This window comes from Vibrio sp. OPT46, from assembly GCF_015163535.1.
Taxonomy (GTDB): Bacteria; Pseudomonadota; Gammaproteobacteria; order Enterobacterales; family Vibrionaceae; genus Vibrio; species Vibrio alginolyticus.
The window spans coordinates 1-208 of sequence record NZ_JADDYG010000331.1 but is presented as its reverse complement, the minus strand read 5'-3'; the positions used below and the strand labels follow the sequence as shown (position 1 = coordinate 208).

General features: G+C 39.4%; 1 pseudogene. It reads right to left on the bottom strand.

What is annotated here, in order from left to right:
• Positions 1 to 208: pseudogene (locus tag IQR33_RS33195) on the bottom strand (diguanylate cyclase); the annotation flags it as partial.

The window sequence follows — 208 nt, the reverse complement described above, 5'->3', positions numbered from 1 at the left end:
ACCCGCGTTACATTTGGCTGGTTTAAAAAGTTGGCGAGAATAGTTTGAGCTTTTTGCTTGTCCTTTGTCGTCAGCGCATCTTTAATTGAGAAAGAAACATTGTTAATCAGCTTTCTTGTCTGCTCGACCAGTTCATGCTTAGACGATTGGTATACAGTATACGAGGTGTAACCTTTTGAGATAACAAAGATAGCCGTTAAAAAGACCA